General features: G+C 69.2%; 22 protein-coding genes and 1 pseudogene. 17 read left to right on the top strand and 6 right to left on the bottom strand.

What is annotated here, in order from left to right:
• Positions 1-474 precede the first annotated feature (474 nt).
• The gene (locus AAFO60_RS06365; protein WP_347955326.1) at positions 475-2,091 is read right to left on the bottom strand and encodes a sigma-54-dependent Fis family transcriptional regulator; all 1,617 of its coding nucleotides are present in this window, start codon (positions 2,089-2,091) and stop codon (positions 475-477) included.
• A gap of 122 nt (positions 2,092-2,213) precedes the next feature.
• Between AAFO60_RS06365 and AAFO60_RS06360 the strand changes: the two genes are divergently transcribed.
• Positions 2,214-3,098 carry an exodeoxyribonuclease III gene (locus AAFO60_RS06360; protein WP_347955325.1) on the top strand — a complete coding sequence of 295 codons (885 nt, stop codon included), beginning with the start codon at positions 2,214-2,216 and terminating at the stop codon, positions 3,096-3,098.
• 39 nt (positions 3,099-3,137) lie between these two features.
• Here the strand turns inward: AAFO60_RS06360 and AAFO60_RS06355 are convergent, their stop codons facing one another.
• Positions 3,138-3,695, bottom strand: a complete 558-nt coding sequence (locus AAFO60_RS06355; protein WP_347955324.1) for a QsdR family transcriptional regulator — start codon at positions 3,693-3,695, stop codon at positions 3,138-3,140.
• A 117-nt stretch (positions 3,696-3,812) separates the two neighbouring features.
• Here AAFO60_RS06355 and AAFO60_RS06350 point away from each other — a divergent pair, with 117 nt between their 5' ends.
• From AAFO60_RS06350 to AAFO60_RS06335, 4 genes are all read left to right on the top strand, one after another.
• Entirely contained in the window at positions 3,813-4,790 is a 978-nt protein-coding gene (locus AAFO60_RS06350) for a phosphotriesterase family protein (RefSeq protein ID WP_347955323.1), read from the top strand.
• A complete protein-coding gene (locus tag AAFO60_RS06345) occupies positions 4,787-6,451 on the top strand; it encodes an AMP-binding protein (protein WP_347955322.1) in 1,665 nt (554 codons plus the stop codon). Before AAFO60_RS06350 ends, AAFO60_RS06345 begins: the two co-directional genes overlap by 4 nt.
• Positions 6,452-6,698: 247 nt before the next feature.
• The gene (locus tag AAFO60_RS06340; RefSeq protein ID WP_347955321.1) at positions 6,699-8,063 is read left to right on the top strand and encodes an MFS transporter; all 1,365 of its coding nucleotides are present in this window, start codon (positions 6,699-6,701) and stop codon (positions 8,061-8,063) included.
• A 95-nt stretch (positions 8,064-8,158) separates the two neighbouring features.
• The gene (locus AAFO60_RS06335; RefSeq protein ID WP_347955320.1) at positions 8,159-8,818 is read left to right on the top strand and encodes a TetR/AcrR family transcriptional regulator; all 660 of its coding nucleotides are present in this window, start codon (positions 8,159-8,161) and stop codon (positions 8,816-8,818) included.
• Between the two features lie 86 nt (positions 8,819-8,904).
• On the opposite strand, the gene AAFO60_RS06330 is transcribed toward AAFO60_RS06335, so the two are convergent.
• Positions 8,905-10,413 (bottom strand): AMP-binding protein, encoded by a 1,509-nt coding sequence (locus AAFO60_RS06330; RefSeq protein ID WP_347955319.1) that lies wholly within the window; start codon positions 10,411-10,413, stop codon positions 8,905-8,907.
• Positions 10,414-10,704: 291 nt separating this feature from the next.
• Here AAFO60_RS06330 and AAFO60_RS06325 point away from each other — a divergent pair, with 291 nt between their 5' ends.
• From AAFO60_RS06325 to AAFO60_RS06300, 6 genes and pseudogenes are all read left to right on the top strand, one after another.
• Positions 10,705-11,370 carry an HAD family hydrolase gene (locus AAFO60_RS06325; protein ID WP_347955318.1) on the top strand — a complete coding sequence of 222 codons (666 nt, stop codon included), beginning with the start codon at positions 10,705-10,707 and terminating at the stop codon, positions 11,368-11,370.
• A gap of 100 nt (positions 11,371-11,470) precedes the next feature.
• Entirely contained in the window at positions 11,471-12,304 is an 834-nt protein-coding gene (locus AAFO60_RS06320; protein ID WP_347955317.1) for an SDR family oxidoreductase, read from the top strand.
• Positions 12,301-13,149 (top strand): enoyl-CoA hydratase-related protein, encoded by an 849-nt coding sequence (locus AAFO60_RS06315; protein ID WP_347955316.1) that lies wholly within the window; start codon positions 12,301-12,303, stop codon positions 13,147-13,149. Before AAFO60_RS06320 ends, AAFO60_RS06315 begins: the two co-directional genes overlap by 4 nt.
• Positions 13,149-14,381, top strand: a complete 1,233-nt coding sequence (locus tag AAFO60_RS06310) for an acyl-CoA dehydrogenase family protein (RefSeq protein WP_347955315.1) — start codon at positions 13,149-13,151, stop codon at positions 14,379-14,381. The genes AAFO60_RS06315 and AAFO60_RS06310 overlap by 1 nt, the downstream gene beginning before the upstream one ends.
• Positions 14,382-14,383: 2 nt before the next feature.
• A complete protein-coding gene (locus AAFO60_RS06305; protein ID WP_347955314.1) occupies positions 14,384-15,169 on the top strand; it encodes an SDR family oxidoreductase in 786 nt (261 codons plus the stop codon).
• A pseudogene (locus AAFO60_RS06300) lies at positions 15,162-16,252 on the top strand (phosphotransferase family protein). Before AAFO60_RS06305 ends, AAFO60_RS06300 begins: the two are co-directional and overlap by 8 nt.
• A 36-nt stretch (positions 16,253-16,288) precedes the next feature.
• Here the strand turns inward: AAFO60_RS06300 and AAFO60_RS06295 are convergent.
• Positions 16,289-17,500 carry a CynX/NimT family MFS transporter gene (locus AAFO60_RS06295; RefSeq protein ID WP_347955336.1) on the bottom strand — a complete coding sequence of 404 codons (1,212 nt, stop codon included), beginning with the start codon at positions 17,498-17,500 and terminating at the stop codon, positions 16,289-16,291.
• Between the two features lie 164 nt (positions 17,501-17,664).
• On the opposite strand from AAFO60_RS06295, the gene AAFO60_RS06290 reads away from it, so the two are divergent.
• The 5 genes from AAFO60_RS06290 to tuf all read left to right on the top strand — a co-directional run bounded on the left by AAFO60_RS06290 (position 17,665) and on the right by tuf (position 23,221).
• Positions 17,665-18,342, top strand: coding sequence for a FadR/GntR family transcriptional regulator (locus AAFO60_RS06290; protein WP_347955313.1), 678 nt, complete (start codon positions 17,665-17,667; stop codon positions 18,340-18,342).
• Positions 18,343-18,704: 362 nt separating this feature from the next.
• Complete coding sequence (rpsL, locus tag AAFO60_RS06285; RefSeq protein ID WP_006894477.1) at positions 18,705-19,076, top strand: 30S ribosomal protein S12; 372 nt, start codon at positions 18,705-18,707, stop codon at positions 19,074-19,076.
• A 5-nt stretch (positions 19,077-19,081) separates the two neighbouring features.
• Complete coding sequence (gene rpsG / locus AAFO60_RS06280; protein WP_347955312.1) at positions 19,082-19,552, top strand: 30S ribosomal protein S7; 471 nt, start codon at positions 19,082-19,084, stop codon at positions 19,550-19,552.
• Between the two features lie 170 nt (positions 19,553-19,722).
• Positions 19,723-21,828: an elongation factor G gene (gene fusA, locus AAFO60_RS06275; protein ID WP_347955311.1), complete on the top strand. Its 2,106-nt coding sequence runs from the start codon at positions 19,723-19,725 to the stop codon at positions 21,826-21,828.
• A 202-nt stretch (positions 21,829-22,030) separates the two neighbouring features.
• Entirely contained in the window at positions 22,031-23,221 is a 1,191-nt protein-coding gene (tuf, locus tag AAFO60_RS06270; protein ID WP_347955310.1) for an elongation factor Tu, read from the top strand.
• A gap of 158 nt (positions 23,222-23,379) precedes the next feature.
• Here tuf and AAFO60_RS06265 read toward each other — a convergent pair whose 3' ends face one another.
• On the bottom strand, positions 23,380-23,850 hold the full coding sequence (locus AAFO60_RS06265) for an FABP family protein (protein ID WP_347955309.1): 471 nt from the start codon (positions 23,848-23,850) through the stop codon (positions 23,380-23,382).
• 142 nt (positions 23,851-23,992) lie between these two features.
• Between AAFO60_RS06265 and AAFO60_RS06260 the strand changes: the two genes are divergently transcribed.
• Positions 23,993-24,463, top strand: coding sequence for a DoxX family protein (locus tag AAFO60_RS06260; RefSeq protein ID WP_347955308.1), 471 nt, complete (start codon positions 23,993-23,995; stop codon positions 24,461-24,463).
• 19 nt (positions 24,464-24,482) lie between these two features.
• Here AAFO60_RS06260 and AAFO60_RS06255 read toward each other — a convergent pair whose 3' ends face one another.
• Positions 24,483-25,445, bottom strand: coding sequence for an EamA family transporter (locus AAFO60_RS06255; RefSeq protein WP_347955307.1), 963 nt, complete (start codon positions 25,443-25,445; stop codon positions 24,483-24,485).
• Positions 25,446-25,494 lie beyond the last annotated feature (49 nt).

Genomic DNA, 25,494 nt, shown 5'->3' with positions numbered 1-25,494 from the left:
CGAGCTGACAAGTCGAGACGAAGCCCACCATGATGGCCGCACATACGACACCAGTCCCACTCGGACAAGGAGCTAGAACCAAGCCTTCCAGCTAGCACCAGACCAGCCAATACCCATTAGAGATACGCCGCCTCGCTGCGCTCGGTGGCTACTCGACCGGCCTGGGGTCCCTGCGCTCGGTGGCTGCTCGACCGGCCTGTTTCCAGGGTTGTCGAGTAAGCGGAGGAGCGGAGCGGGGGAGCGCATCGAGACGATGGTGCGGGGTCTCGATACGCCGCCTCGCTGCGCTCGGTGGCTACTCGACCAGCCTGGGGTCCTTGCGGAGGTGTCTTTCAGGGGGAGCGAGTGTATCGAGATCGGGGGCGCCGGGTCTCGATACGCCGCCTCGCTTCGCTCGGTGGCTACTCGACCGGCCTGGAGAGGCGTCTTTCAGGGTGATCGAGTAGCCCGGCGAGCGTATCGAGATCGACCGGGTCAGCGGCTGATGCCGAGGGCTCGGATCCGGGCGTACAGGGTGGTCCGGGAGACGCCGAGGGCCTTGGCGGCGTGCGACTTGTTGCCGCAGGCGGCGTCGAGCGCGTCGATGATCGCTTGGCGTTCGGCCTGCTCCATGCCCATCAGCCGCGAGGCGCGGCTGGAGGCGCGATAGCCGTCGGGCAGATCGGCGGCGGTGACCTGTCGGCTGCCGCGGGCAAGGGTCGCGGCGGCGGCCTGGTCCATCACGATGCCGAGTTCGGTGAGGTTCCCGGGCCACTCGTGGCAGATGAGAGCGTCGGCGGCGTCCGGCGCCAGACGCAGCGCGGGGTCGATCCGCTCGAGGGTCTGCTGCCCCAGGGACGCCAGTTCACCGCCGCGTTGACGCAGGGGCGGCAGCGACACCCGGCGGCGACAGCAGGCGACGGCCGCAGCCAACGCCGACGACCCCGAGACCGGCTCGGAGACCAGCACGAGCGGCGGCGGCCCCGGATCGGTGGCCGAGAGCGCCGACTGGAGCAACCGCAACGACCGGTCGTCGAGCAGATCGGCGCCGTCGACGATCAGCCCGCGCGCACCGGTCCGGGCGGCGCGGATCGCGCCGACCAGGTCGGGGCCGGTGCCGTCGAGCAGACCGGCCGCGACGTCGACGAGCACCGCCTCCGGCAGCAGTGCTCGGGCCCGGGACGAGCGGCCGGTGCCGGGTTCACCGCAGATCGCGACCGTCTCGTCGCCGGTCCGACGCGGCGGCAGGACCGCGGTCGCGCCGCCGCCGACCCGGTCGGGGTCGATGCGCGGCCGCAGCCGGAAGACGGCCGCGTGCCGGACGCCTGCGATGCGCTCGACGGCGACGTCGGCGGCGATCCCCGACACGAGGGTCACCGTGCGCTCGCCCGCGGCGGGATCGGTGACCATGGTCCGCAGGGTGCCGAAATCGCCCGGCGCCAGCAGTTCGGCCGCGAGGGCGTTGGTGAGCTGAAGGTCGTCGCCGACCGCGGCGACCGCCAGATCGCGGCGCGACGACGCCTGTTGGAAGGCCGCGATCACGGCACGATGATCCGAATGCGACCGATCCAGCAGGCGTTCGGCGATGTCGTCGACCAGGCCGCGGATCAGCGGCACCGACAGCGGATTGACCTTCGGAGCCACCTCGGTCATGCAGATGATGCCGGCCAGGCGCCGCGTCGCCGGATGGATGATCGGACGGCCGAAGCAACTGAGCTTCTTGAACTGCTCGAGGTAGTGCTCCTGACCGTTGATGAGCACATCGCCGCGGACCTCGGCGGTGGTCCCGAGCGCGGTGGTGCCCATCTCGGTCTCGTCGAATCCGGCGCCCTCCACCGCCCCGGCCTGCTCGAGCCAGCGCTCCAGCGTCGACCCGGCGGTGACCCGTGAAACCATCCGGCACTGACTGTCGACCAGAAGCAACGCGGTGTCCGTACCGGTGAGCACCGATGCGGCGCGCGCCAGGACCGGTCGGGCAGCGTCGAGCAGCGGATCGGCCTCGCCGATATCGCTGACCACCGGCACCGGGCGGGTGTCCGGGGCCAGCCCGGCGCGACCGGACCGCCGCCACGAGGCGGCGATGACGGAGCGCTGCGACAGGTCGGTCTTCACGACACCACTGTGGCACGGATTACACCGGCGGTCGACAGCCCATCGCGCTCCCGCCGGTTTCGGGCGGTCTGCGACGGGTGTGCCGGTGAGGGTTGTCGGGGCCGCCGACTACGGTGGTCGGCATGCGCGTGGCGACCTGGAATGTGAACTCGGTGAAGCAGCGGACCGCACGGCTGCTGCCCTGGCTCGACGAGCGTGCCCCGGACGTGGTGTGCCTGCAGGAGACCAAGGTCTCCGACGAGGTCTTCGCCGACGAACTGGGCGACCAGCTGGCCGCGCGCGGCTACCAGTTCGTCCACGCCGGCCAGGGGCAGTGGAACGGTGTCGCCCTGTTGAGCCGGGTCGGCCTGGACGACATCCGGGTCGCGTTCCCCGGTGCGCCCGGATTCCCCGACCCGAGCGCGGAACCGGAGGGGCGGGCCGTCTCGGCGGTGTGCGACGGGATCCGCATCCACTCGGTGTACGTGCCCAACGGGCGCGAGGTGGACTCCGACCACTATCACTACAAGCTCGCCTGGCTCGACAAGCTCCGCCAGTCCGTCGCCGCCGACGCCGATTCGACGATGATCTGCGGCGACTACAACATCATCCCGACCGACGCCGACGCCTTCGATCCGGCTGCCTTCGTCGGCCACACCCACGTGACAGTCCCCGAGCGGCAGGCCTTCGCCGACCTCAAGGCGCTGGGTCTGCGGGACGTGGTCCGCGACCGCTGGCCGGACGAGCGCGTCTACACCTACTGGGACTATCGGGCGGGGATGTTCCACAAGGACCTCGGGATGCGGATCGACTTCATCCTCGCCGGCGGCCCGGTCGCCGAGCGCACGCAGGCGGCGTGGGTCGATCGCAAGGCGCGCAAGGGCACCAAGCCCAGTGATCACGCCCCGGTGATCGTCGACCTCGACACCGCGCCCGACGGCGACGTCGGTCCCGTGGTGCCGCCGCCCTCGCGCCCGGCGAAGGTCGCGTCGGGGTCGGTGAAGCTGCCGCACACCGTCGCCGACTGACGCCGCCGACCTCGGCGGCATCGCGAGTCCGCCGGGCGGCTATCCCGGCTCGCGCAGCAGCAGCGCGACCAGGGACAGCGCGGTGTCGATCTCGGCGGCGTCGCCGCCCAGCAGCGGCGCGTACAGGTGGACGTCGCAGATGCGGACGATGGCCCGCGCGAGTGTCTCGGCGGGCAGCGGCAGACGCAGGGCGCCCGACTCGGCCTCGCAGCGCAGGACCTCGGCGGTCAGCCGGGTCGAGACGTCCTCGATCGTGCCCGGCATCAGCGCCAGTCGGATGAACACGAGGGGTTCGCGCGCGGTGAGCGCGCGCAGTTCGGGGGAGGAGTCGACGGCTCGGAGGACGTGCTCGGTGAAGTCGAGGACGCGGGCGGCGCCGGCTCCGCGGGCCCGGGCGATCGCCCGACCGTAGGTGCGTTCGGTGGCCTCGGCGAGGACGTCGGCCAGGAGCGCGTCGCGGTTGCCGACGTGTCGATACAGCGTGGCGCGGCCGATCCCGAGCTCGGCGGCCAGCGTCGACATGTCGATCGGTCGCTGGGACAGATAGAGCCGGGTCGCCGCGTCGAGCGCCTCGCGCCGGGGATTGTGAACGGTCACCGGTCCATCACCTCACGACCGGAATCGGCGGTGCAAGCCGGACCGTTGACAGCTGAAGTGGCGTGAGACACACTCCAATTATGTCTCATGTGTGAGCGGGTCATAGGAGGAGAAGGCATGTCACAGGTGGAAACAGTTCGCGGCCCCATCGACACCGCGGAGTTGGGGAACGTGCTCATGCACGAGCACGTGTTCGTCCTCGGCACCGAGTTGCGCCAGAACTATCCCGACTACCCCAACAGCTTCGACGAGGACGCGCGGATCGCCGACGCCGTCGCTCAACTGCGCGAATGCGCGGGCCGGGGGATCGACACGATCGTCGATCCGACGGTGATCGGGCTGGGTCGGTACATCCCGCGGATCCAGCGGATCGCCGAGCAGGTGGACATCAACATCGTCGCAGCGACTGGCGTTTACACCTACAACGAGATCCCCTTCCAGTTCCACTACACCGGACCCGGGCTGCTCTTCGACGTCCCCGAGCCGATGGTCGAACTGTTCGTCAAGGACATCCGCCAGGGCATTGCAGGCACCGAGGTCAAGGCGGCCTTCCTCAAATGCGCGATCGAGGAGCAGGGGCTGACGCCGGGCGTCGAACGCGTGATGCGGGCGGTCGCGCAGGCGCACGTGGAGACCGGTGTGCCGATCACGGTGCACACCCATCCGGCCTCCGGGTCGGGGCTGGTGGCCCAGCGGGTCCTGGCCGAGGAGGGAGCGGATCTGACGAAGGTCGTCATCGGACACTCGGGGGATTCCACCGACCTGGACTACCTGATGAAGATCGCCGACGCCGGCTCGCTCCTGGGAATGGACCGGTTCGGGCTCGACGTGCTGCTTCCGTTCGAGGACCGAGTGAACACGGTGGCCGAACTCGCGCGGCGCGGCTACGCCGAGAAGGTGGTGCTGGCCCACGACGCAGCCTGCTTCATCGACTGGTTCGACGAGGACGCCAAGAGGCAGGCCGTGCCGAACTGGAACTTCACCCACATCAGCGACGACGTGCTGCCCGCCCTGCGCGACCGCGGCGTCACCGATGAGCAGATCGCGACGATGATGGTCGACAATCCCCGCCGCTACTTCGAGGCCGCGTCGTGACCGTTGGCGCCGGGCGCTCGAGTCGCTCCGGTCCGGAACCGGGCAGCCCGCGGAGCCTGCCCGAGGAGTATCCGACGGCGCTGGCGATGTTCCGCGCGATCGCCGCGACCGCGCCCGATGATCCGCTGGTGCGGTACTTCGATGGGACGCTGACCTATCGCGAGGTCGACGAGGCCTCCGACGCGCTGGCCGTCGCCATGACGGAGCGGGGGATCGGGTGCGGCGACCGGATCGCGGTGGTGCTGCAGAACGTGCCGCAGTACTTCCTGGCCGTGGTGGCGGCCTGGAAGATCGGGGCGGTACCGGTGCCGATCAATCCGATGTACAAGCGTCGCGAACTCGCTGGGATCTTCGCCGACAGCGGCGCGGTGGCGGTGATCTGCCTGGAATCGGTCGTCGACGAGGTCGGCGCGGGCGCCGAGTCGACCGCCGTGCGTACGGTCTGGACCACCTCGGAGCTCGACCTGCAGACGCGCGACGATCCGCGGGTGTTCGCGGCCGTGCAGCGTCGCCGCGGCGGCGGTGACGCCGACCTGCTCGACGACCTCGAACGCCACCGCGGCCGTCGACCCGAGCCGGTCGCCCTCGCCCCCGACGATCTGGCCTACCTGCCGTACACCTCGGGGACCACGGGTCCGCCCAAGGGGTCGATGAGCACCCACGCCAACGTGGTCTTCACCGCTCAGGTGTACCGCGACAACGTGAACATGCGGCCCGGCGGCGGCATGTTCGCGGTGGCGCCGCTGTTCCACATCACCGGCCTGATCGGGCATCTCGCCGCGCCGATCCTCACCCGCTCGCCGGCCATCCTGACCTGCCGGTTCCATCCGGTGGTCGCGGCCGAGGCGATCGCCGAGCACGGCGCCACCAGCATCATCGGTGCGATCACGGTGTTCATCGCCTGGACCGCGAACGACGAGGTCACCCGAGATCAGCTGGCGAGTCTGGAGGCGGTCTTCTCCGGCGGGGCGCCGGTCCCGAAGGCGGCGTTGGAGGCCTTCCGTGCCAAGTTCGGCCACTACATCCACAACGGCTACGGGCTCACCGAGACCAACAGTCCGGCGATAACCGTTCCGTTCGGAACGGAGGCGCCGGTCGACGCGGATTCGGGTGCGGTCTCGATCGGCACGCCGGTACCGGACACGATCGCCGAGATCGTCGGCGACGACGATCGCGTGGTGCCGGTCGGCGAGGTCGGCGAGATCGTCGTCGCCGGCCCGCAGGTGTGCGCGGGCTACTGGGGCAAGCCCGATGAGACCGCGCACGCGATGCCCGGCGGCCGCTTCCACACCGGCGACGTCGGGCTGATGGACGCCGCCGGCTGGTTCTACGTCGTCGACCGGAAGAAGGACCAGATCAACGCCTCCGGCTTCAAGGTGTGGCCGCGCGAGGTGGAGGACGTGCTGTACGCGCATCCGGCGGTTCGCGAGGCCGCGGTCGTGGGGGCGGTCGATCGGTATCGGGGCGAGACGGTCAAGGCGGTGATCTCCCTCAACGCCGGATTCGGTCCCGGCACCGACCGTCCGGTCGATCCCGACGAGGTCATCGCCTTCTGCCGCGCCAACATGGCGGCGTACAAGGTCCCGCACGTCGTGGAGGTGCGGAACGAGCTGCCGAAGACGGTGACCGGCAAGATCCTGCGCAGGGAGCTGCGCGACTGATCCGACTGCTCGACGAGCACCGCGCGCCGCGTCCCGCACAGGGCACCGGAACCTGTGCGGGATGCGTCGCGCGGTCCTTCGCTGTCGGCCGTTCGATGGATGTGCGTGGGAGCACAACGATTCGTGAGATGTGATTGACGACACTCGCATCCTTGGGCAAACTGAAGTCGTCTTCAACTTGAAGATGACATCAAAAGCAACTTCGGGAATCGGCTCCGCGACGGATCCCGTGAGAGGAACGCAACCGATGGACTCACCTTCCACCACCGCCGTCGACGGGACCGGCAGAGCGCAGCGTCGCCTGATGGCCGCCGGGCTGATCGGCAGCTCGATCGAGTGGTACGACTTCTTCCTCTACGGAACCGCGGCCGCGCTGGTCTTCCCGCACGTCTTCTTCCCGCACTCCTCCGCGCTGATGGGCACCCTGCTCTCGTTCGCGACCTTCTGGGCGGGCTTCGTGGCCCGCCCGATCGGCGGGGTGGTGGCCGGACACTACGGCGACAAGTACGGACGCAAGCCCGCCGTGGTGGTCTGCCTGATCGCGATGGGCACGGCGACCTTCCTGATCGGGCTGCTGCCGTCCGCCGCGATGATCGGCGGCCTCGCGCCGGTCCTGCTCGTGCTCCTGCGCTTCGTGCAGGGCATGGCCGCGGGCGGCCAGTGGGGTGGCATCGTCCTGCTGCTGGTGGAGTCGGCCGACCCGAAGCGCAAGGGCTTCGCGGGCACCTTCGGTCAGATGGGCGTCCCGTTCGGCGTGATCCTGGGCAACGTGGTCTTCCTGGCGGCCACCGCGGCGTTGTCGACGGAGGCCTTCCTGAGCTGGGGCTGGCGTGTGCCCTTCCTGGCCAGCGCGGTGCTCTTCCCGGTGGTGCTGTACATCCAGACCAAGGTGGAGGACACGCCCGACTTCAAGGCCCTGCAGGCGGAGGTGGCGCAGAAGGCGGCCGGTGCCGGGACCGTCGCCAAGGCGCCGCTGGCCGAGGTGATCCGACACCACTGGCGCAAGATCCTGCTCGGCTGCGGCCTGCTCGCCGCCACCAACTCGGTGTTCTACATCTCGATCGCCGGCGTGCTCAGCTATGCGACGAACGAACTCGGCATGGGCTACGACGGCCTGCTGGCGATGGCCCTGCTGAGCTCCATCGTCGGCGCCGGCGTCATCCTGTGGTCGGGCGCCAAATCGGACCAGGTGGGCCGCCGTCCGCTGCTGATCGTCGGCGCCATCGGGCTGATCGTGTGGGCCTTCCCGTACTTCTGGCTGGTGGACACGGCCTCGCTGCCGATGTTCCTGGTGGCCGTCACCGTGGCCGCGGTGTTCCAGTCGATGACGTACGGGCCGCTGGCGGCGTTCATGTCCGAGATCTTCGCCCCGCGCATCCGCTACTCCGGGCTGTCGCTGGCCTATCAGCTGGCGGCGATCACGGTCAGCGGCGGCACCCCGCTGATCATGACGGCGATCGTCGCGAGCACCGGATCGACGACGCTGGTCGCGGTCTTCGTGGTGGCGATGAGCGTGATCACGCTGGGCTGTGCGCTGGCACTGCGGGAGACCAATCCCGCCTCGGTGCGGACCGACCCGACGGCGGTGCCCGGGCTCGAAGCGGTCGCATGAGCCCGGCCGGAGGCGTCGGGCGATCGGGGTCGCGCGGCGCCGCGGTGCAGGCGCGCGGGACTGCGGGTGAACGAGCATCGGGTATAACGGACGCCATGTCCGACGGACCCGCACCCAGCATGTTCACCGTTCCCGACCCTCCGGTGAGCGTCCGGGGGCGTCGTACCCGGGAGAACCTGATCGAGGCGGCGCGCACGGTGTTCGAGAAGGTCGGCTTCCTGGACGCGCGACTGATCGACATCACCACCGAGGCCGGGTGCTCGGCCGGTACGTTCTACACGTACTTCGAGACCAAGGAGCAGATCTTCGCCGCGGTGATGGATCGTGCGCGCGAGGAGATGCTCCATCCCGGCGTCCCGCATGTGACCGAGCAGGACGATCCGCGAGCGGTGATCGAGGCCAGCACCCGCGCCTACCTCGAGGCCTATCGCGGCAATGCGCGATTGATGGCGGTCCTCGAGCAGGTGGCCAACATCGCGCCGGAGTTCCGCCGGCTGCGCAACGACCGGGCCAAGGCCTTCATCGCGCGCAATGCGCGGGGGATCGCCGAACTGCAGGAGCGCGGCCTGGCCGACCGCACGGTCGATCCGGAGCTGGCCTCGAGCATCCTGTCGGGAATGATCAGCCGACTCGCGTTCTCGTACTTCGTGGCCGACGTCCAGCTCGGCGAGTTCCCGCGGACCGATCTGGACACGCTGGCCGCGACCGCCGCCCGCCTGTGGGCCAATGCGCTGCTGATCCGCGAGACGCCCTGATCGGACCCCACCCGCCCCGAACGACGATGCCCGCTCACCGCTGAAATGCGGTGAGCGGGCATCGTCGTTCGGCGGTGTCGTCGGAGTCAGTTCCCGGCCGGCTCGACGAACAGGTCGCGGTCGATCGCCCGCTTCAAGATCTTGCCGGTCGATCCCTTGGGCAGGGCATCGGCGAAGCGGACGACGCGGGGGATCTTGTACGCCGACAGGTGCTCACGGGTCCAGGCGTCCACTCCGGCGGCGTCGAGCGCGGAGCCCTCGGCGGTGACGATCAGCGCGGCCACCTGCTCGCCGTAGTGATCGTCGGGAATGCCGATCACCGCGGCCTCGACGATGTCGGGATGCCGGTACAGGACCTCCTCCACCTCGCCGGGATAGACGTTGTAGCCGCCGTGGATGATCAGGTCCTTGAGTCGGTCGACGATGCGCAGGTCGCCGTCGGCGTCCAGCACTCCGAGGTCGCCGGTCCGCAGCCAGCCGTCCGGGGTGATCGTCGCCGCGGTCGCGTCGGGTCGATTCCAGTACCCGGTGGTGACGGTCGGGCCGGCCACGAAGACCTCGCCGACCTCGCCGGCGGGAAGCGGATGCCCGTCGCCGGGGTCGCGGACCTGGACCGACATGCGGGGCATCGGACCGCCGACGCTGCCGATCTTGCCGCCCCGGTCGATGTCGTTGAAGGTCGCGATCGCGGTGGTCTCGGTGAGCCCGTACCCCTCCAGCAGGGTGCAGCCGAACTTCTCCTCGAAGGCGGCGGCGACGGCGCCGGGCAACGACGCACCGCCGGATACCGCCACGCGCAGGCTCGCGAAGTCGGCCGGGGAGGCGTCCGAGGCCGCGTGGAGCATGGCGTTCCACATCGTCGGCACCCCGCACATGATGGTGAGCCGGTCGCGGCGCAGCATCGCCAGCATCTCCACCGGATCGAAGCGGGCCAGCAGCGACAGCGAGCCGCCGCCCACGAAGGTCGACATCATCACCGACGCCTGACCGAAGACGTGGAACAGCGGCAGGCCCGTGCCGGTGCGGTCGGCGGCGGTGCCGCGCGCCCCGGCGGCACCGATCTCGCCTGCGGCCAGCAGATTGCCGACGGTGAGCTGCGCGCCCTTCGGACGACCGGTGGTTCCGGAGGTGTACAGCAGGGCGCAGGTCTCGTCGGCGGGGCGGTCGGCGATCGGCACCTCACCGTGTCCGGCCTGCTCGCCCGGCTGCATCGGGCCGAGGGTGCGCAGCGGGATCTCACGCGACGCGGCCTGCGCGGCGGCCGGGCCCAGCGCGTGGTGGGCCAGCATGAGGCGGGCGCCGGAGTCGTCGAGGAAGTAGCGCAGTTCATCGGCGGTGGCCATCGTGTTGACCGGTACCACGATCGCGCCCACGGCCTGGGCGCCGAGGTAGGCGATCACGAACTCGGGCGCCGTCGGCGCGGCGAGCACGAGGCGATCGCCGGCGGCCACCCCGTCGGCGACCAGGGAGGCGCCGAACCCGAGCGCATCGGCCAGCAGGGTTCCGTAGGTCCAGACGGTGTCGTCGGCGCGGATGGCGACGGCATCGGGTGCGGTGGCGGCCCAGGAGCGGACGGGATCGATGACGTTGGGCATTGGCGGCCTCCTGCCGAGCGACGGGAATCATGAAAATGAATATGAAGACAAATTCAAGATTAACGTGTGATGAGAGCCGTGTCACGGCGTGAAGGTGTCGACAGTCACATGTTGCCCCCTTCGGCTGCGTGGGTGAAAATAATCTTGACGTCAACTTCAACTATGGGTAGTGTCCGTGATGTCGGTCACCGTCGGGTGGCTGCGGACCAGTCCGATGAAGTCGAGAAGGGTGGGGTACGTGGTGCCGGGAAGTGAGCGCGCAAGGAGTCGGCGATCGATCGGGGGCCGGCGATGACAGTCGCCGCCCGAGGCGTCGTCGACGCCGTCCTCGTCGACTTCGGCGGTGTGCTGACGACGTCGGTGATCGACGCCTTCAGCGAGTTCGGCGCGGAGCTGGGCGATCCGGGACTGCCCATCCGACTGCTCGCCGGCGACGCCGAGTCCAAAGCGCTGCTCGCCGATCACGAGTCCGGGCGGATCGACGCCGACGCCTTCGAGCAGGGCTTCGCCGGTCGGCTCCGGGCGCACGGCGTCGAGGTCGAGGCCGCCGGCCTGCAGGCGCGGATGCAGTCTCGGCTGCGTCCGGACGAGCAGATGCTGGACCTGGTCGATCGCCTGCGCCGGGCCGGGACCCCGGTGGCCTTGGTCTCCAACGCCTTCGGTCGGGACTGCTATGCGGGCTTCGACCTGACCAGCCTGGCCGACGAGGTCGTCATCTCCTCCGAGCTGGGAGTACGCAAGCCTTCGCGGCGCATCTACCAGGAGGCGTGCCGTCTCCTCGAGGTACGGCCGCAGTCGGCCGTGATGATCGACGACCTACAGCAGAACCTCGACGGTGCCGCGCGCCTGGGCATCGCGGGCATCCTGCACACGTCCGCGGCAGAGACCGAGAGCCGACTGGCGGACCGATTCGGCATCGAGGCTCCCCGCCGACTGATCTCCGACGGCAGGCGCTGACCCGACCCGATCCAGAGCTCACTGACCCGGGCCCGACGTCCCCGACCCGCACCGCGGTGCGTCCGGCCGTCGCGCTCACATCGACCGAGAGGACCCCAGCATGCAGATCGAAGACAGAGTCGCCATCGTCACCGGCGGCGGCGGAGGCATCGGTTCGGCGATCGGCGCCGCGCTCGCGGCGCGGGGCGCGCGCGTGCTGCTCGCCGACCTCGATGGCGACGCCGCCGCCGCGGCCGCGGCGCGGATCAACGACGATCATCCCGGCCGCGCGATCGCGGAGAGCGGGGACACCGCGCGCACCGAGGTGATCGCCGGCCTGATCGCTCGGGCGCAGGCCGAGTTCGGCCCGGTCGACATGTACTTCGCCAACGCCGGGATCACCGGTGGCCCGGGGTTGGACCTGACCGAGGCGCAGTGGGACCGGGTGCTCGACGTGAACCTGCGGGCCCACATCCGCGCCGCGCAGCAACTCCTGCCCGGGTGGCTCGAGCGCGGCGAGGGTTACTTCATCACCACCGCCTCGGCTGCGGGACTGCTGACACAGATCGGCTCGGCCGGGTATGCGGTGAGCAAGCACGCCGCGGTCAGCTTCGCCGAATGGCTGTCGGTGACGTACGGCGACCGCGGGGTGCGGGTGAGCTGCCTGTGCCCGATGGGAGTGGAGACGAAGCTGATGCGCGAGGGCGAGAACTCCGGCGATCCGCTGGGGGAGGCGGCCACCCGCGCCGTCACCTCGGCCGGCGACGTGCTGACGCCCGACCAGGCGGCGGCCACGGTGATCGAGGCGCTCGGCGACGAACGCTTCCTGATCCTGCCTCACGCCAACGTTCGGGACATGTACCAGCAGAAGGCCTCCGACTACGACCGCTGGCTGCGCGGCATGCGTCGCTATCAGGCATCGCTGCTCGCCACGGCCGACGGGCCCGCTCGATGACGACCCCCGCCGACGCGTACACCTCGGCTCCCGAGGCGCCCGTCCTCGCCGAGCGGCACGGGCCGGTGCTGCTGCTGACCCTCAATCGCCCCGACAAGCTCAACGCCTGGAACCAGGAGGTGGAGACGCGCTACTTCGACCTCCTGGACCGGGCCGATGCGGACCCGGAGGTGCGCGCGGTCGTGGTGACCGGCGCCGGCCGCGGCTTCTGCGCGGGGGCCGATCTGGCCGGCCTGGCCACCGTCGGTGAGCGCACGGCCGCCGATCTGGCCGCACGCCGTCCCGCCGACACCGCCCGCGGGCTGCGCAAACCGCTGATCGGCGCGATCAACGGCGCGGTCGCCGGCATGGCGTTGGCGCAGGTCCTCCACTTCGACGTCCGGTTCGGCTCGCCGGCGGCCAGGTTCACCACCGCGTTCGCCCGCCGCGGGCTGATCGCCGAGTACGGCACCACCACGCTGCGCGCGGCGACGGTCGGACGCAGCCGCGCGGCGGACCTGCTGCTCTCGGCGCGCCTGGTCGAGGCGCCGGAGGCATTGCGCATCGGTCTGCTCGACCACCTCGCCGACGACGTGGTCGCGGCCGCCCTCGATTACGCCGCCGACCTCGCCCGCAACTGCTCACCCCGGTCGATGGCGGTGATCAAGGCGCAGCTGCGGCAGGACGTCGACGGCGAACCCGGCGTACCGACCGACCTCCCGACCGTCGCCCGACGCGCCGACGAGCACATGCTCGCGGCCTTCCACTCGCCGGACGCGGCCGAAGGGGTGTCCAGTCACCTCGACCGGCGGCCGCCCCGGTTCGCTCCGCTTCCCTCACAACCCACCGAACACCAGGAGTCATGATGACCAGCATCTTCGAGATGTCCGAGCGCACCCAGAAGCTGAGCGAAGAGCTGCTCTCCTTCATGGACTCGCACGTCTATCCGGCCGAGGCGGTCTACGCCCAGCAGATGGCCGAGTCGGGGAATCCGCATCACCAGCCGCAGATCCTCGAGGATCTGAAGGCCGAGGCGCGTCGTCGCGGCCTGTGGAATCTGTTCCACCCGCACCCGTCGTCGGGCGTGGGCCTGACCAACCTCGAGTACGCACCGCTCGCCGAGATCATGGGCCGCAGCGTCCACATCGCACCCGAGGCGTGCAACTGCAACGCGCCCGACACCGGCAACATGGAGGTGCTGGAACTGTTCGGCACCGAGGAGCACAAGGAGAAGTACCTGGCGCCGCTGCTGGCCGGTGAGATGGCCTCCGCGTTCGCAATGACCGAGCCGGCGGTCGCCAGCTCGGACGCGACCAACGTCGAGCTGGCGATGGTCCGCGACGGCGACGGCTACGTCCTCAACGGCCGCAAGTGGTTCGCGTCCAACGCCCTGCACGCCAACTGCAAGGTCATGATCGTGATGGGCAAGACCGATCCGACGGCGCCGGTGCACCGCCAGCAGTCGATGATGGTGGTGCCGATCGACGCTCCGGGCGTCACGGTGCTGCGCGGACTGCCGGTCTTCGGTTACCAGGACCGTGAGGGGCACGCCGAGATCGACTTCAAGGACGTCTGGGTGCCGGCCGGGGACGTGCTCAAGGGCGAGGGCGAGGGGTTCGCGATCAGCCAGGCGCGCCTCGGACCGGGTCGCATCCATCACGCGATGCGCGCGATCGGCATGGCCGAACGCGCCCTGGAGATGATGTGCCGCCGGGCGCAGTCGCGCGTGACCTTCGGCAAGCCGGTCGCCGACAACGCCAACATCCAGGACTGGATCGCCGAGTCGCGCATCGAGATCGAGATGGCGCGACTGCTCACGCTCAAGGCCGCCCACATGATGGACACCGTCGGCAACAAGGAGGCGAAGATGGAGATCGCCGCGATCAAGATCGCCGCTCCGGAGATGGCGTTGAAGGTGCTCGACCGCGCCATTCAGGTGCACGGCGCAGGCGGCGTCACCGACGACTTCCCGCTCGCCATGAGCTGGGCGGGCATGCGGACGCTGCGCCTCGCCGACGGCCCCGACGAGGTGCACAAGCGGGCCATCGCCCGCCAGGAGCTGGGCCGCTACCGCGCCGACCGGCCGGAGGGGATGTAGTCATGACGACGGACCTGTCGGGGCGGACCGCACTGGTCACCGGGGCCTCGCGCGGCATCGGCCTGTCGGTCGCGCAGCATCTGGCGGCCGCCGGGGCCGACGTGGTGCTGACCGCCCGCACCGCCGAGGCCGCGCAGGCCGCGGCGGCGCAGGTCGCCGGGCCCGGAACCGCTGTGGGGATCGGCGCGCACGCCGTCGACGAGGAGCAGGCGCGTGCGGCCGTCGCGGCGACCGTCGAGCGGTTCGGCGGCCTGGACATCCTGGTCAACAACGTCGGGACCAACCCGGCCTACGGACCGTTGATCGCGCAGGACCGCGCTCGGTTCACCAAGACCTTCGAGGTGAACCTGTGGGCCCCGATCCTGTGGACCTCCTTGGCGTTGGACGCCGCCATGCGCGAGAAGGGCGGGGTGGTGATCAACACCGCCTCGATCGGCGGCATGGTCCACGAGGCGGGGTTGGGCGTCTACAACGCGTCCAAGGCGGCGCTGATCTACGTCACCGAGCAGTTGGCGCTGGAGCTGTCGCCGCGGGTCCGGGTCAACAGCGTGTGCCCCGGGGTGGTCCGAACCAAGCTGTCCGAGGCGTTGTGGAAGGAGCACGAGGAGGCGGTGGACGCGCTGACCGCCGCGGGCCGGATCGGGGAGCCCGACGACATCGGCGCCGCGGTCGCCTATCTGGCCTCCGACGCGGCCGCCTGGATCACCGGCGAATCGATGGTCCTCGACGGCGGTCAGCGGCTCGGGGCGCCCGGGGCGTTCCGGGAGGAGGCGTGGACCCGTGGCTGAACGTCCGGACGCGGCGGCCACCCCGGGCATCGCCGCGGACGCGGTGGCCGGGTGGCTGCGCACGCTGGGGCACGACGTCGCGGGGACGCCGACCCTGACCCGCATCGGGCTCGGGCAGTCGAACCTGACGTACCTGGCCGTCGACGAGCGCGGCCGCCGCTGGGTGCTGCGCCGACCGCCGCTGGGCCACCTGCTGGCCTCGGCGCACGATATCGGACGGGAGGCGCGGATCCTCGCCTCGCTGGCCGACACCGACGTGCCGGTGCCGCAGATCTACGGGGTGGCCGACGAGACGACGCGCGTCGGGTCCGTCGCGGTCACCGGTGCCCCGCTGGTCGCGATGGAGTACATCGACGGTCGGTGGCCGTCGACCGCCGGTCGGTGGCCGAGGACTTGTCGCCGGCCCATCGCCGCGCCATCGGCATGTCGATGCCCGCGGTCCTCGCCCGCATCCACGCGGTCGACCTCGAGTCGGTCGGGCTGGCCGATCTGGCGAGCCGGAGCCCGTACGCCGAACGACAGCTGCGCCGATGGGCCCGGCAGTGGGAGCAGGCCAAGACCCGCGAACTGCCCGCGTTCGACGCCCTGACGCGTCGGCTGGAGGCGGCCGTCCCCGAGCAGACCGAGACCACGCTGGTGCACGGCGACTTCAACCTGAGCAATGTGCTGGTGGCGCGGACCCTCGGCGACGGCGGTCGGGCCGCGTGCGGCGAGGTGGTGGCGGCCCTGGACTGGGAGCTGTCGACGCTCGGAGAGCCGCTGGCCGACATGGGCAGTCTGCTCGCGTACTGGCCCGAACCGGGAGAGGGGCTGGGCGGCGAGCTGACCGCCAGCACCCTCGACGGGTTCCCCCGTCGAGACGAGTTGGCCGCCGAGTACCTGCGGTTGACCGGGCGCGACGAGCGGGCGCTGCGGTACTGGCAGGTGCTGGGGCTGTGGAAGCTGGCCTCGATCGCCGAGGGCGTGATGCGCCGGGCGCTCGACGAGCCGCGCAACCGGGCGGCGGCGGGCACCCCGACCGCCGAGCGCATCGACGCGATCGTCGAGACGGCCACCCGCATCGCCGACGACGCGGGGCTGTGAGCGCGACCGGCCGGTCCCGATGGGGAACCGGTCGGTTCAGCGCACCTGATCCTCGAGGTACCGGGGTCGGCAGATGATCCAGGCGCCGGCGAGCATGATCGCGACGGTGGCGGTGAGGAAGACGAACGGCAGGGTCCACGATCGGGTCTGTTCGTGCAGGACGCCGAACAGGATCGGCCCGGCGCACGCGAGCAGGTATCCGACGCCCTGTCCGAAGCCCGACAGCGCCGCGGACGCGGCACTGGTGCGGGTGCGCAGGTTGATCAGCGTCAGCGCCATCGGGAAGGTGGTGGGACCGACGCCGATGAGGACGGCCCACAGCCACGGGGCCCAGAGCGGGGCCCACAGCAGCCCGGCGAAACCGCCCAGCCAGCACGCGGCGAATGCCGCGGCGAACGGGAACGGATTGGCGAACTTGGCGCAGAGGACGGGCGCCACCAGCGTGCCCGCGAAGCCGACTCCCGAGAACAGCGCGACCATCGCGCCGCCGAGGGCCTCGCTGCCGCCGGCCTCGCGGAAGATCGCGGGCAGCCACGTGAACAGCGAATAGGTCATCAGGGAGGTCATGCCGAACATGAGCGTCAGCCCCCATGCCATCGGGGTGCGCCAGAGCCGGAGGCGGACGGGCGACTCCGAGGCGGGCCGCGCCTCGTCGGGCAGGTCGGCTTGCGCGCGCAGCGTGGCACGCCGTTCGCGGACCACCCACACCCAGGGCAGCAGTGCGGCCAGCGGGACCAGCGCCCACACGCCCAGCGACATGCGCCACCCGCCGGCATCGGCCAGGGGGATCGCGACGGCCGCCGGCAGCGCGGTCCCGATCTGCACGAAGGTGATGTAGACCGTGCTGATCAGGGCGATCCGGTCGCTGAAGTACCGCTTCACCAGCGGCGGGATCAGGATGTTGCCCACGCCCATGCCGAACAGGGCCGCGCACGACAGCAGCACCAGCGTGGGGACGTCGTCGGCCAGGGAGCGGGTGGCGATGCCGACGCCGGTCAGGACGACCGCACCCAGCGTGACCTGCTCGATGCCGAAGCGCCGGCCGAGCGACGGCGCGAGGATGCCCGCGAGGCCGAACATCAGGGTCGGGAGCATCCCGAGCACGCCGCTGACGCTGTCGCCGAAGCCGATGTCGGACGAGATCCGCGACAGCAGGGGAGTGATCGAGGTGACCGCCGTGCGAAGGCTCAGCGAGAACAGGATGATCGCGACGAGCACGATCACGCGGCCGCGCCACGCGGTCGTCATCGCGGTCCGCGGACGAACGGGGCTCGGCGTGCTCCCGTCATCACCGCGCGCACGGTCATCACCGAGCATGCGCAGCCCCGATCCGTTTCGGCCCTCTGATTCACCCATGGGTGAAATCGTAGGATGAATGGTTGTATCGACGCAAAGTGATTTACACTGCTGGCGTGCAGACGGTTAAACGGCGCAGTCTCATTGCGCAGGTGACGACCCAGCTGCGGACTGAGATCGCAGCCGGGCGCTGGTCGGTCGGCGACCGGATTCCGACCGAACCCGAGTTGTGTGAGATGGTCGGCACCTCGCGCAACACCGTGCGCGAAGCGGTCCAGTCGCTGGTGCACGCCGGCCTGTTGGAGCGGCGGCAGGGCTCGGGCACCTATGTGATCGCCACCGACGAGCAGGAGGTGGCCTTCGGCGGGTTCTTCGCCACCGCGCGCCGGCGCGATCTGTTGGAGCTGCGCGAGGCGCTCGAGGTGACCGCCGCGGGTCTGGCCGCGCAGCGACGCGACGCGGCCGACATCGCGCTCCTGCGCGAACTGGTGGACGACCGGAACCGGGTGTGGGCGGTCGCCGAGGTCGTCGGCGACGACGAGGTCGAAGAGGCGATCGCCGTCGACGCGCAGCTGCATCGCGCGATCGTCGCGGCCAGCCACAACAAGGTCTATCTCGAGTTCTACGATCTGCTCCTGCCCGCGCTGTGCCGGTCGATCGCCGAGCGTCACGTGGGGGCCTCGGAGTCCCATGAGCGAACGCACACCGCGCTGGTCGAGGCCGTCATCGACGGTGACGCCGAGGCGGCGCGCGCAGCGGCGGGGACCCTGCTCGCGCATGTCGGTCGATCCTGACGATCGAGCCAGGCAGGCGACTGTTCTCGTGCTGTTCGCCCGAACGTGTCAATGATTTTGACCGTGATAAAGCGGGGCGGTAAAGTATTTCGTCGGCGCCTTGCCATGCTTGGCGCTGCTCACCTGTCGATGATCCACCGATTGTCGGACGGGAGAGGGATCGTGGGGAAGCGTAAGCCGGGTGACACGCCCGACCGCGGGTGCACGATTCAAGCCTGACCAGCACGAAGGTGCTGGTGGGGCGAGTTGCGGAGGTCGTTTTTTCGCGCAGGCGCGCGATCTGGCGGCTTGCCCGGAGCACGAACCGCAACAACAAAGAAACAGGCCCGGCGGGAGCCGGTCCTCAAGGAGAAAAGAACTCAGTGCCAACGATTAACCAGCTGGTCCGCAAGGGCCGCAAGGACAAGACGTCCGCCAAGAAGACGGCCGCCCTGAAGGGCAGCCCGCAGCGTCGTGGCGTGTGCACCCGCGTGTACACCACCACCCCGAAGAAGCCGAACTCCGCTCTGCGTAAGGTCGCCCGTGTGCGCCTGACCAGCGGCGTCGAGGTCACCGCCTACATCCCGGGTGAGGGCCACAACCTGCAGGAGCACTCGATGGTGCTCGTCCGCGGCGGTCGTGTGAAGGACCTCCCCGGTGTTCGTTACCGCATCATCCGCGGCTCGCTCGACACCCAGGGTGTCAAGGACCGCAAGCAGGCTCGCAGCCGCTACGGCGCCAAGAAGGGGAACTGATCTAAATGCCACGTAAAGGACCTGCTCCCAAGCGCCCGCTGATCAGCGACCCGGTCTACGGTTCGCCGCTGGTCACCCAGCTCGTCAACAAGATCCTGCTGGACGGCAAGAAGTCGACCGCCGAGCGCATCGTGTACGAAGCCCTCGAGGTCGCCCGCGAGAAGACCGGCACCGATCCGGTCGTCACCCTGAAGCGTGCGCTCGACAACGTCAAGCCCACCCTCGAGGTCAAGAGCCGCCGCGTCGGCGGTGCCACCTACCAGGTGCCGATCGAGGTCAAGCCCGGTCGCGCCAACACCCTCGCCCTCCGCTGGCTGGTCACCTTCAGCCGGCAGCGTCGTGAGAAGACGATGGTCGAGCGTCTGGCCAACGAGCTCCTCGACGCCTCGAACGGTCTCGGTGCATCGGTGAAGCGTCGCGAAGACACTCACAAGATGGCCGAAGCCAACCGCGCCTTCGCTCACTACCGCTGGTAAGAGAGCTGCGCAGGGCTGCTTCCGTAGGGGGCGGCTTCGCGCCAGTCGGCACGGCGCCGGACCGGGGGATGCGCACGCAGGGCCCGGTCCGGCCCACCCGAACACAGTTCGGGTCGCCGCCCCGCACATACAGAAGACTTCAGACCTAAAGAGAATCCCGGAGGGATTAGATGGCACAGGAAGTGCTCAACGACCTCACCAAGGTCCGCAACATCGGCATCATGGCCCACATCGATGCCGGCAAGACCACCACCACCGAGCGCATCCTCTACTACACCGGTGTGAACTACAAGATCGGTGAAACCCACGACGGTGCCTCGACCACCGACTGGATGGAGCAGGAGAAGGAGCGTGGTATCACCATCACCTCCGCCGCCGTGACCTGCTTCTGGCACAACAACCAGATCAACGTCATCGACACGCCCGGCCACGTCGACTTCACCGTCGAGGTCGAGCGCGCGCTCCGCGTGCTCGACGGCGCCGTCGCCGTCTTCGACGGCAAGGAAGGCGTCGAGCCCCAGTCCGAGCAGGTCTGGCGCCAGGCCACTAAGTATGACGTCCCCCGCATCTGCTTCGTCAACAAGATGGACAAGATGGGCGCGGACTTCTACTTCACCGTGCAGACGATCATCGATCGCCTCGGCGCCAAGCCGCTGGTCCTGCAGCTCCCGATCGGTGCCGAGGATGCCTTCGACGGCGTCGTCGACCTGGTCGAGATGCGTGCGCTGACCTGGCGCGGCACCACCGAGATCGGCACCGACGCCACCATCGAGGAGATCCCCGCGGATCTGGCCGACAAGGCCGCCGAGTACCGCGAGAAGCTGCTCGAGACGATCGCCGAGTCCGACGAAGCCCTCATGGAGAAGTACTTCGCCGGCGAGGAGCTCAGCCTCGAGGAGATCAAGGGCGCGATCCGCAAGCTCACGGTCAACTCCGAGGTCTACCCGGTGCTCTGCGGCACCGCCTTCAAGAACAAGGGCATCCAGCCGGTGCTCGACGCGGTCGTCGACTACCTGCCGAACCCGCTCGACATCGGCGAGATCGAGGGCCACGTCGTCGGCAACGAGGATGAGGTCATCACCCGCCACCCGAGCAAGGACGAGCCCTTCTCGGCACTGGCGTTCAAGATCGCCGCGCACCCGTTCTTCGGCAAGCTGACCTTCGTCCGCGTGTACTCGGGCAAGGTCGATCCGGGCACCCAGGTCCTGAATGCCGTCAAGGGCAAGAAGGAGCGCATCGGCAAGCTCTTCCAGATGCATGCCAACAAGGAGAACCCGGTCGACGACGCGGTGGCCGGCCACATCTACGCGATGATCGGCCTCAAGGACACCACGACCGGCGACACCCTGTGCGACATCGCCAACCCGATCGTCCTCGAGTCGATGAGCTTCCCGGACCCGGTCATCGAGGTCTCGATCGAGCCCAAGACCAAGTCCGACCAGGAGAAGCTGGGCACCGCGATCCAGAAGCTCGCCGAAGAGGACCCGACCTTCTCGGTCAAGCTCGACGAGGAGACCGGCCAGACCGTCATCGGCGGCATGGGCGAGCTCCACCTCGACATCCTCGTCGACCGCATGAAGCGCGAGTTCAAGGTCGAGGCCAACGTCGGCAAGCCGCAGGTGGCCTACCGCGAGACGATCCGCAAGACCGTCGAGAAGCACGAGTTCACCCACAAGAAGCAGACGGGTGGCTCGGGCCAGTTCGCCAAGGTCATCATCAAGCTCGAACCGCTGGTCGACGCCGAGGACGGCGCGACCTACGAGTTCGCCAACGCCGTCACCGGCGGTCGTGTCCCGCGCGAGTACATCCCGTCGGTGGATGCCGGTGCGCAGGACGCGATGCAGTACGGCGTCCTGGCCGGCTACCCGCTGGTCAACCTGAAGGTCACCCTGCTCGACGGTCAGTACCACGACGTCGACTCCTCGGAGATGGCCTTCAAGATCGCCGGCTCGCAGGCCCTCAAGGAGGCCGCGCGGATGGCGTCCCCGGTTATCCTGGAGCCGATCATGGCCGTCGAGGTCACGACTCCCGAGGAGTACATGGGCGACGTGATCGGCGACCTGAACTCCCGCCGTGGCCAGATCCAGGCCATGGAGGAGCGCAGCGGTGCACGAGTCGTCAAGGCTCAGGTGCCGCTGTCGGAGATGTTCGGCTACATCGGAGACCTTCGGTCGAAGACTCAGGGCCGCGCAAACTACTCCATGGTCTTCGATTCGTACGCTGAAGTTCCGGCGAACGTCTCGAAGGAGATCATCGCGAAGGCGACGGGCGAGTAATTCGTCCGTCCGCCCTTGCGGACCTCGCGCCCGGGGACGGCTAACGGTTCCGCGCGCAAAAGAATAAGGTGGACGGTCAAGGCTCGGCATCACGTCGGGTCGGCCGCACACCGAACCAGAAGAACTGCTCCTGCCGACGGCAGGAAGTAAGAAACCCACTGCCGGGAACCACTCGGCAGCGACGAAGTCCAGGAGGACACAAGTGGCGAAGGCGAAGTTCGAGCGGACCAAGCCGCACGTGAACATCGGCACCATCGGTCACGTCGACCACGGCAAGACCACCACCACGGCGGCCATCACCAAGGTGCTCGCCGACCAGTACCCGGACCTGAACGAGAGCTTCGCTTTCGATCAGATCGACAAGGCGCCTGAGGAGAAGGCTCGTGGTATCACGATCAACATCTCCCACGTCGAGTACCAGACGGAGAAGCGTCACTACGCTCACGTCGACGCTCCGGGTCACGCCGACTACATCAAGAACATGATCACCGGTGCCGCCCAGATGGACGGTGCGATCCTGGTCGTGGCCGCCACCGACGGCCCGATGCCGCAGACCCGCGAGCACGTGCTGCTGGCTCGCCAGGTCGGCGTTCCTTACATCCTCGTCGCCCTGAACAAGGCCGACATGGTGGATGACGAGGAGATCATGGAGCTCGTCGAGATGGAGGTCCGCGAACTGCTGGCCGCCCAGGAGTTCGACGAGGACGCTCCGGTGGTCCCGATCTCGGCGCTGAAGGCGCTCGAGGGCGACCCCAAGTGGGTCGAGTCGGTCCAGAAGCTGATGGCTGCTGTCGACGAGTCGATCCCGGACCCCGTCCGCGAGACCGACAAGCCCTTCCTGATGCCCGTCGAGGACGTCTTCACCATCACCGGTCGCGGCACCGTCGTCACCGGTCGTGTGGAGCGCGGCGAGGTCAACGTGAACGAGGAAGTCGAGATCGTCGGCATCCGCGAGAAGAGCACCAAGACCACCGTCACCGGTATCGAGATGTTCCACAAGCTGCTCGACTCGGCTCAGGCCGGCGACAACGCGGGTCTGCTGCTCCGCGGCCTCAAGCGTGAGGACGTCGAGCGCGGTCAGGTCATCGTCAAGCCGGGCACCACGACTCCGCACACGGAGTTCGAGGGCCAGGCTTACATCCTGAGCAAGGACGAGGGTGGCCGTCACACCCCGTTCTTCAACAACTACCGTCCGCAGTTCTACTTCCGTACCACGGACGTGACCGGCGTCGTGACCCTCCCCGAGGGCACCGAGATGGTCATGCCGGGCGACAACACCGAGATGAGCGTCAAGCTGATCCAGCCGGTCGCCATGGACGAGGGCCTGCGCTTCGCGATCCGCGAGGGTGGCCGCACCGTCGGTGCCGGCCGCGTCACGAAGATCATCAAGTGATGACCTCCCGCCGGGCACTGACTGGAAGAGATTTCAGGGCGCCCGGCGGGACATCACGGATCATCAAGTGATCTAACAGACGGCAAAGAACGCCCGTCCCGCTTCGGCGGGGCGGGCGTTCTGCTGTCTGCAGCGGGTCGTGCGGCCGCGGGCAGGCGTCAGGCGCGACGCAGTTCGGCGCGCAGGTGATGGGAGAGCGGCACGTCGGCGTAGGCCATCCACAGGTCGTAGGTCAGGGTGTCGCCGGACAGCTCGAAGCGTCGTCGTACCGCGTGGACCTGCTTCGCGTCGGGGGAGATGCCGAGGGTGTGCTGGACGAAGTCGAGCACCGTCGGATGGGCGGGGGCACGCTGCAACTCGACGAAACCGGTCGGTTGCGCCACCAGCAGCTCCACGTGGTCGCGACCGGCACGGCGCAGATAGCCGGTCTCGGTGTGCATCGGCCGCCCGCCGCCCGCGCCTCGGGTCTGGGAGCGATAGAACAGGAAGGGACGCCCGCTCGGGGTCAGCTCCATCTCCTCGTCGTAAGTGAAACTGTCGATCGTCGCGTAATGACCGACACCGCTGCCGCGCCAGAGACCCGCATACGGGGCGAGCGGATCGAAGACCTGATCATCTGAACCGGACATGAAGCCAGGTTAGCGCGGCCGACGATGTCCGATGACAGTGTGCGAGATCACACTCGAGTTTTGCGAACATCGTTGTCAAGAGTCCTGTTTGCGTAGCGGAACGGGCTTTGGCGGCACGGATCGGCCGACTATAAATAAGGCCATGCTAACCAAAGTTGCCAATGCCTCTCCCGGTGTCGTCTCCGCGTTCCGCGTCGTCGTGGGATTCCTGCTCCTGTGCCACGGCACGTCCACCCTGTTCGCCTGGCCCGCTGCCCCGTACGGCGGTCAGACCGCCGCTGTCGGGGCGTGGCCGTCGTGGTGGGCCGCGGTGATCCAGCTCGTCGCCGGAGCCGCACTGATCATCGGACTCGGGACGCGGCCTGCCGCGTTCATCGCTTCCGGATCGATGGCGGTCGCGTACTTCTGGAAGCACCAGCCGGCCGCGCTGCTGCCGATCGCCAACGACGGCGACTCGGCGGCCCTGTACGCCTGGTCGCTGTTGCTGCTCGTCTTCCTGGGGGCCGGACCGTGGGGACTCGACGCACTCGTCCGACGCCGCCGCGGCCGTGATGCGGCGGCGCAGGGCACTGCGGCGCAGACCTCACTCGGAGCGGATGTCCAGTCGGCGTGACCTCTTGGCGGGCGGGTCGTCAGACGGTGACCGGGACTTCGGTCTCGGCGTCGTCGCTGACGACCCGCTCGCCCTTCTTGATGACGATCACGCCGGCCAGGACCAGTGCGCCGCCGACCAGCTGGATGCGGTCGGGCACCTGGTCGAGCAGCAGCCACGCGGCGACGATGGCGGCGAGCACCTCGGTCAGGGCGATGAACGCCGCAAGGCGCGGCCCGAGGCGCCGTACCGCGGCGATGCCGGTGGCGTAGGCGAAGGCCGCGGTGATGAGGCCGAGGCCGGCGACGGCCACCCACCAGGGGTACTGTTGGCCGGCGAGCTCCACTGAGGCGGTGCTCGCCGTCATCGGCAGGATTCCCAGCAGGCCGACGATCGCGAGAATCGCCGCGGAGTAGAGCAGGCCGAACGAGGCCATCGCGATGCCGGGAACCGCACTGTCGCTGTTCCCGGACAGGATGAAGTAGCCCGCGCTGCCCACCATGGCGCCGATCGCCCAGGCGACGCCGGCGGCATCGAGCGACACCGACCCGAACAGCTGCAGCACCAGCACCAGGCCCGCGGCGGCGATCAGTCCGCCGACGAAGGTGAGGCGGGTCGGTTGCTGACCGTGGCGGAGCCACATCCAGGCGACGACCGCGACGGGCGAGGTGTACTCGATCAGCAGAGCGACGGCGACGTCCAGCGTCGAGACGGCGTAGAAGTAGCACAGCTGCGGGATCGTGACGGCGACGAGTGCGTAGAACGCCAGCATCAGGTGCACGCGCAGACTCGCCAGGACCGACCACCGGCCGCGCATCGCATACGCGGCGGGACCGAGGAGCGCTACGGCGCCGAGCCCGATCCGTGCGCTGACGGCCGCGCCCGACGACCATCCCGTGTCGGCCAATGCCCGCGCGAAGGGGCCCGACATGCCGAAGGCGACCGCCGAGGCGACGGCGAAACCGAGCCCGGCGCCGGCCGCCGATTCATTCCTGACCTGCATTGCGTTCACGTTAGCGGCAAGCGAGGCTGAACTGAGTGATCAATCAGTT

The sequence above is a fragment of the Gordonia aichiensis genome (genome assembly GCF_039946255.1).
Taxonomy (GTDB): domain Bacteria; phylum Actinomycetota; class Actinomycetes; order Mycobacteriales; family Mycobacteriaceae; genus Gordonia; species Gordonia aichiensis_A.
Note: the sequence above shows the minus strand (reverse complement) of the source record. Positions and strands in the feature narration are given on the sequence as shown.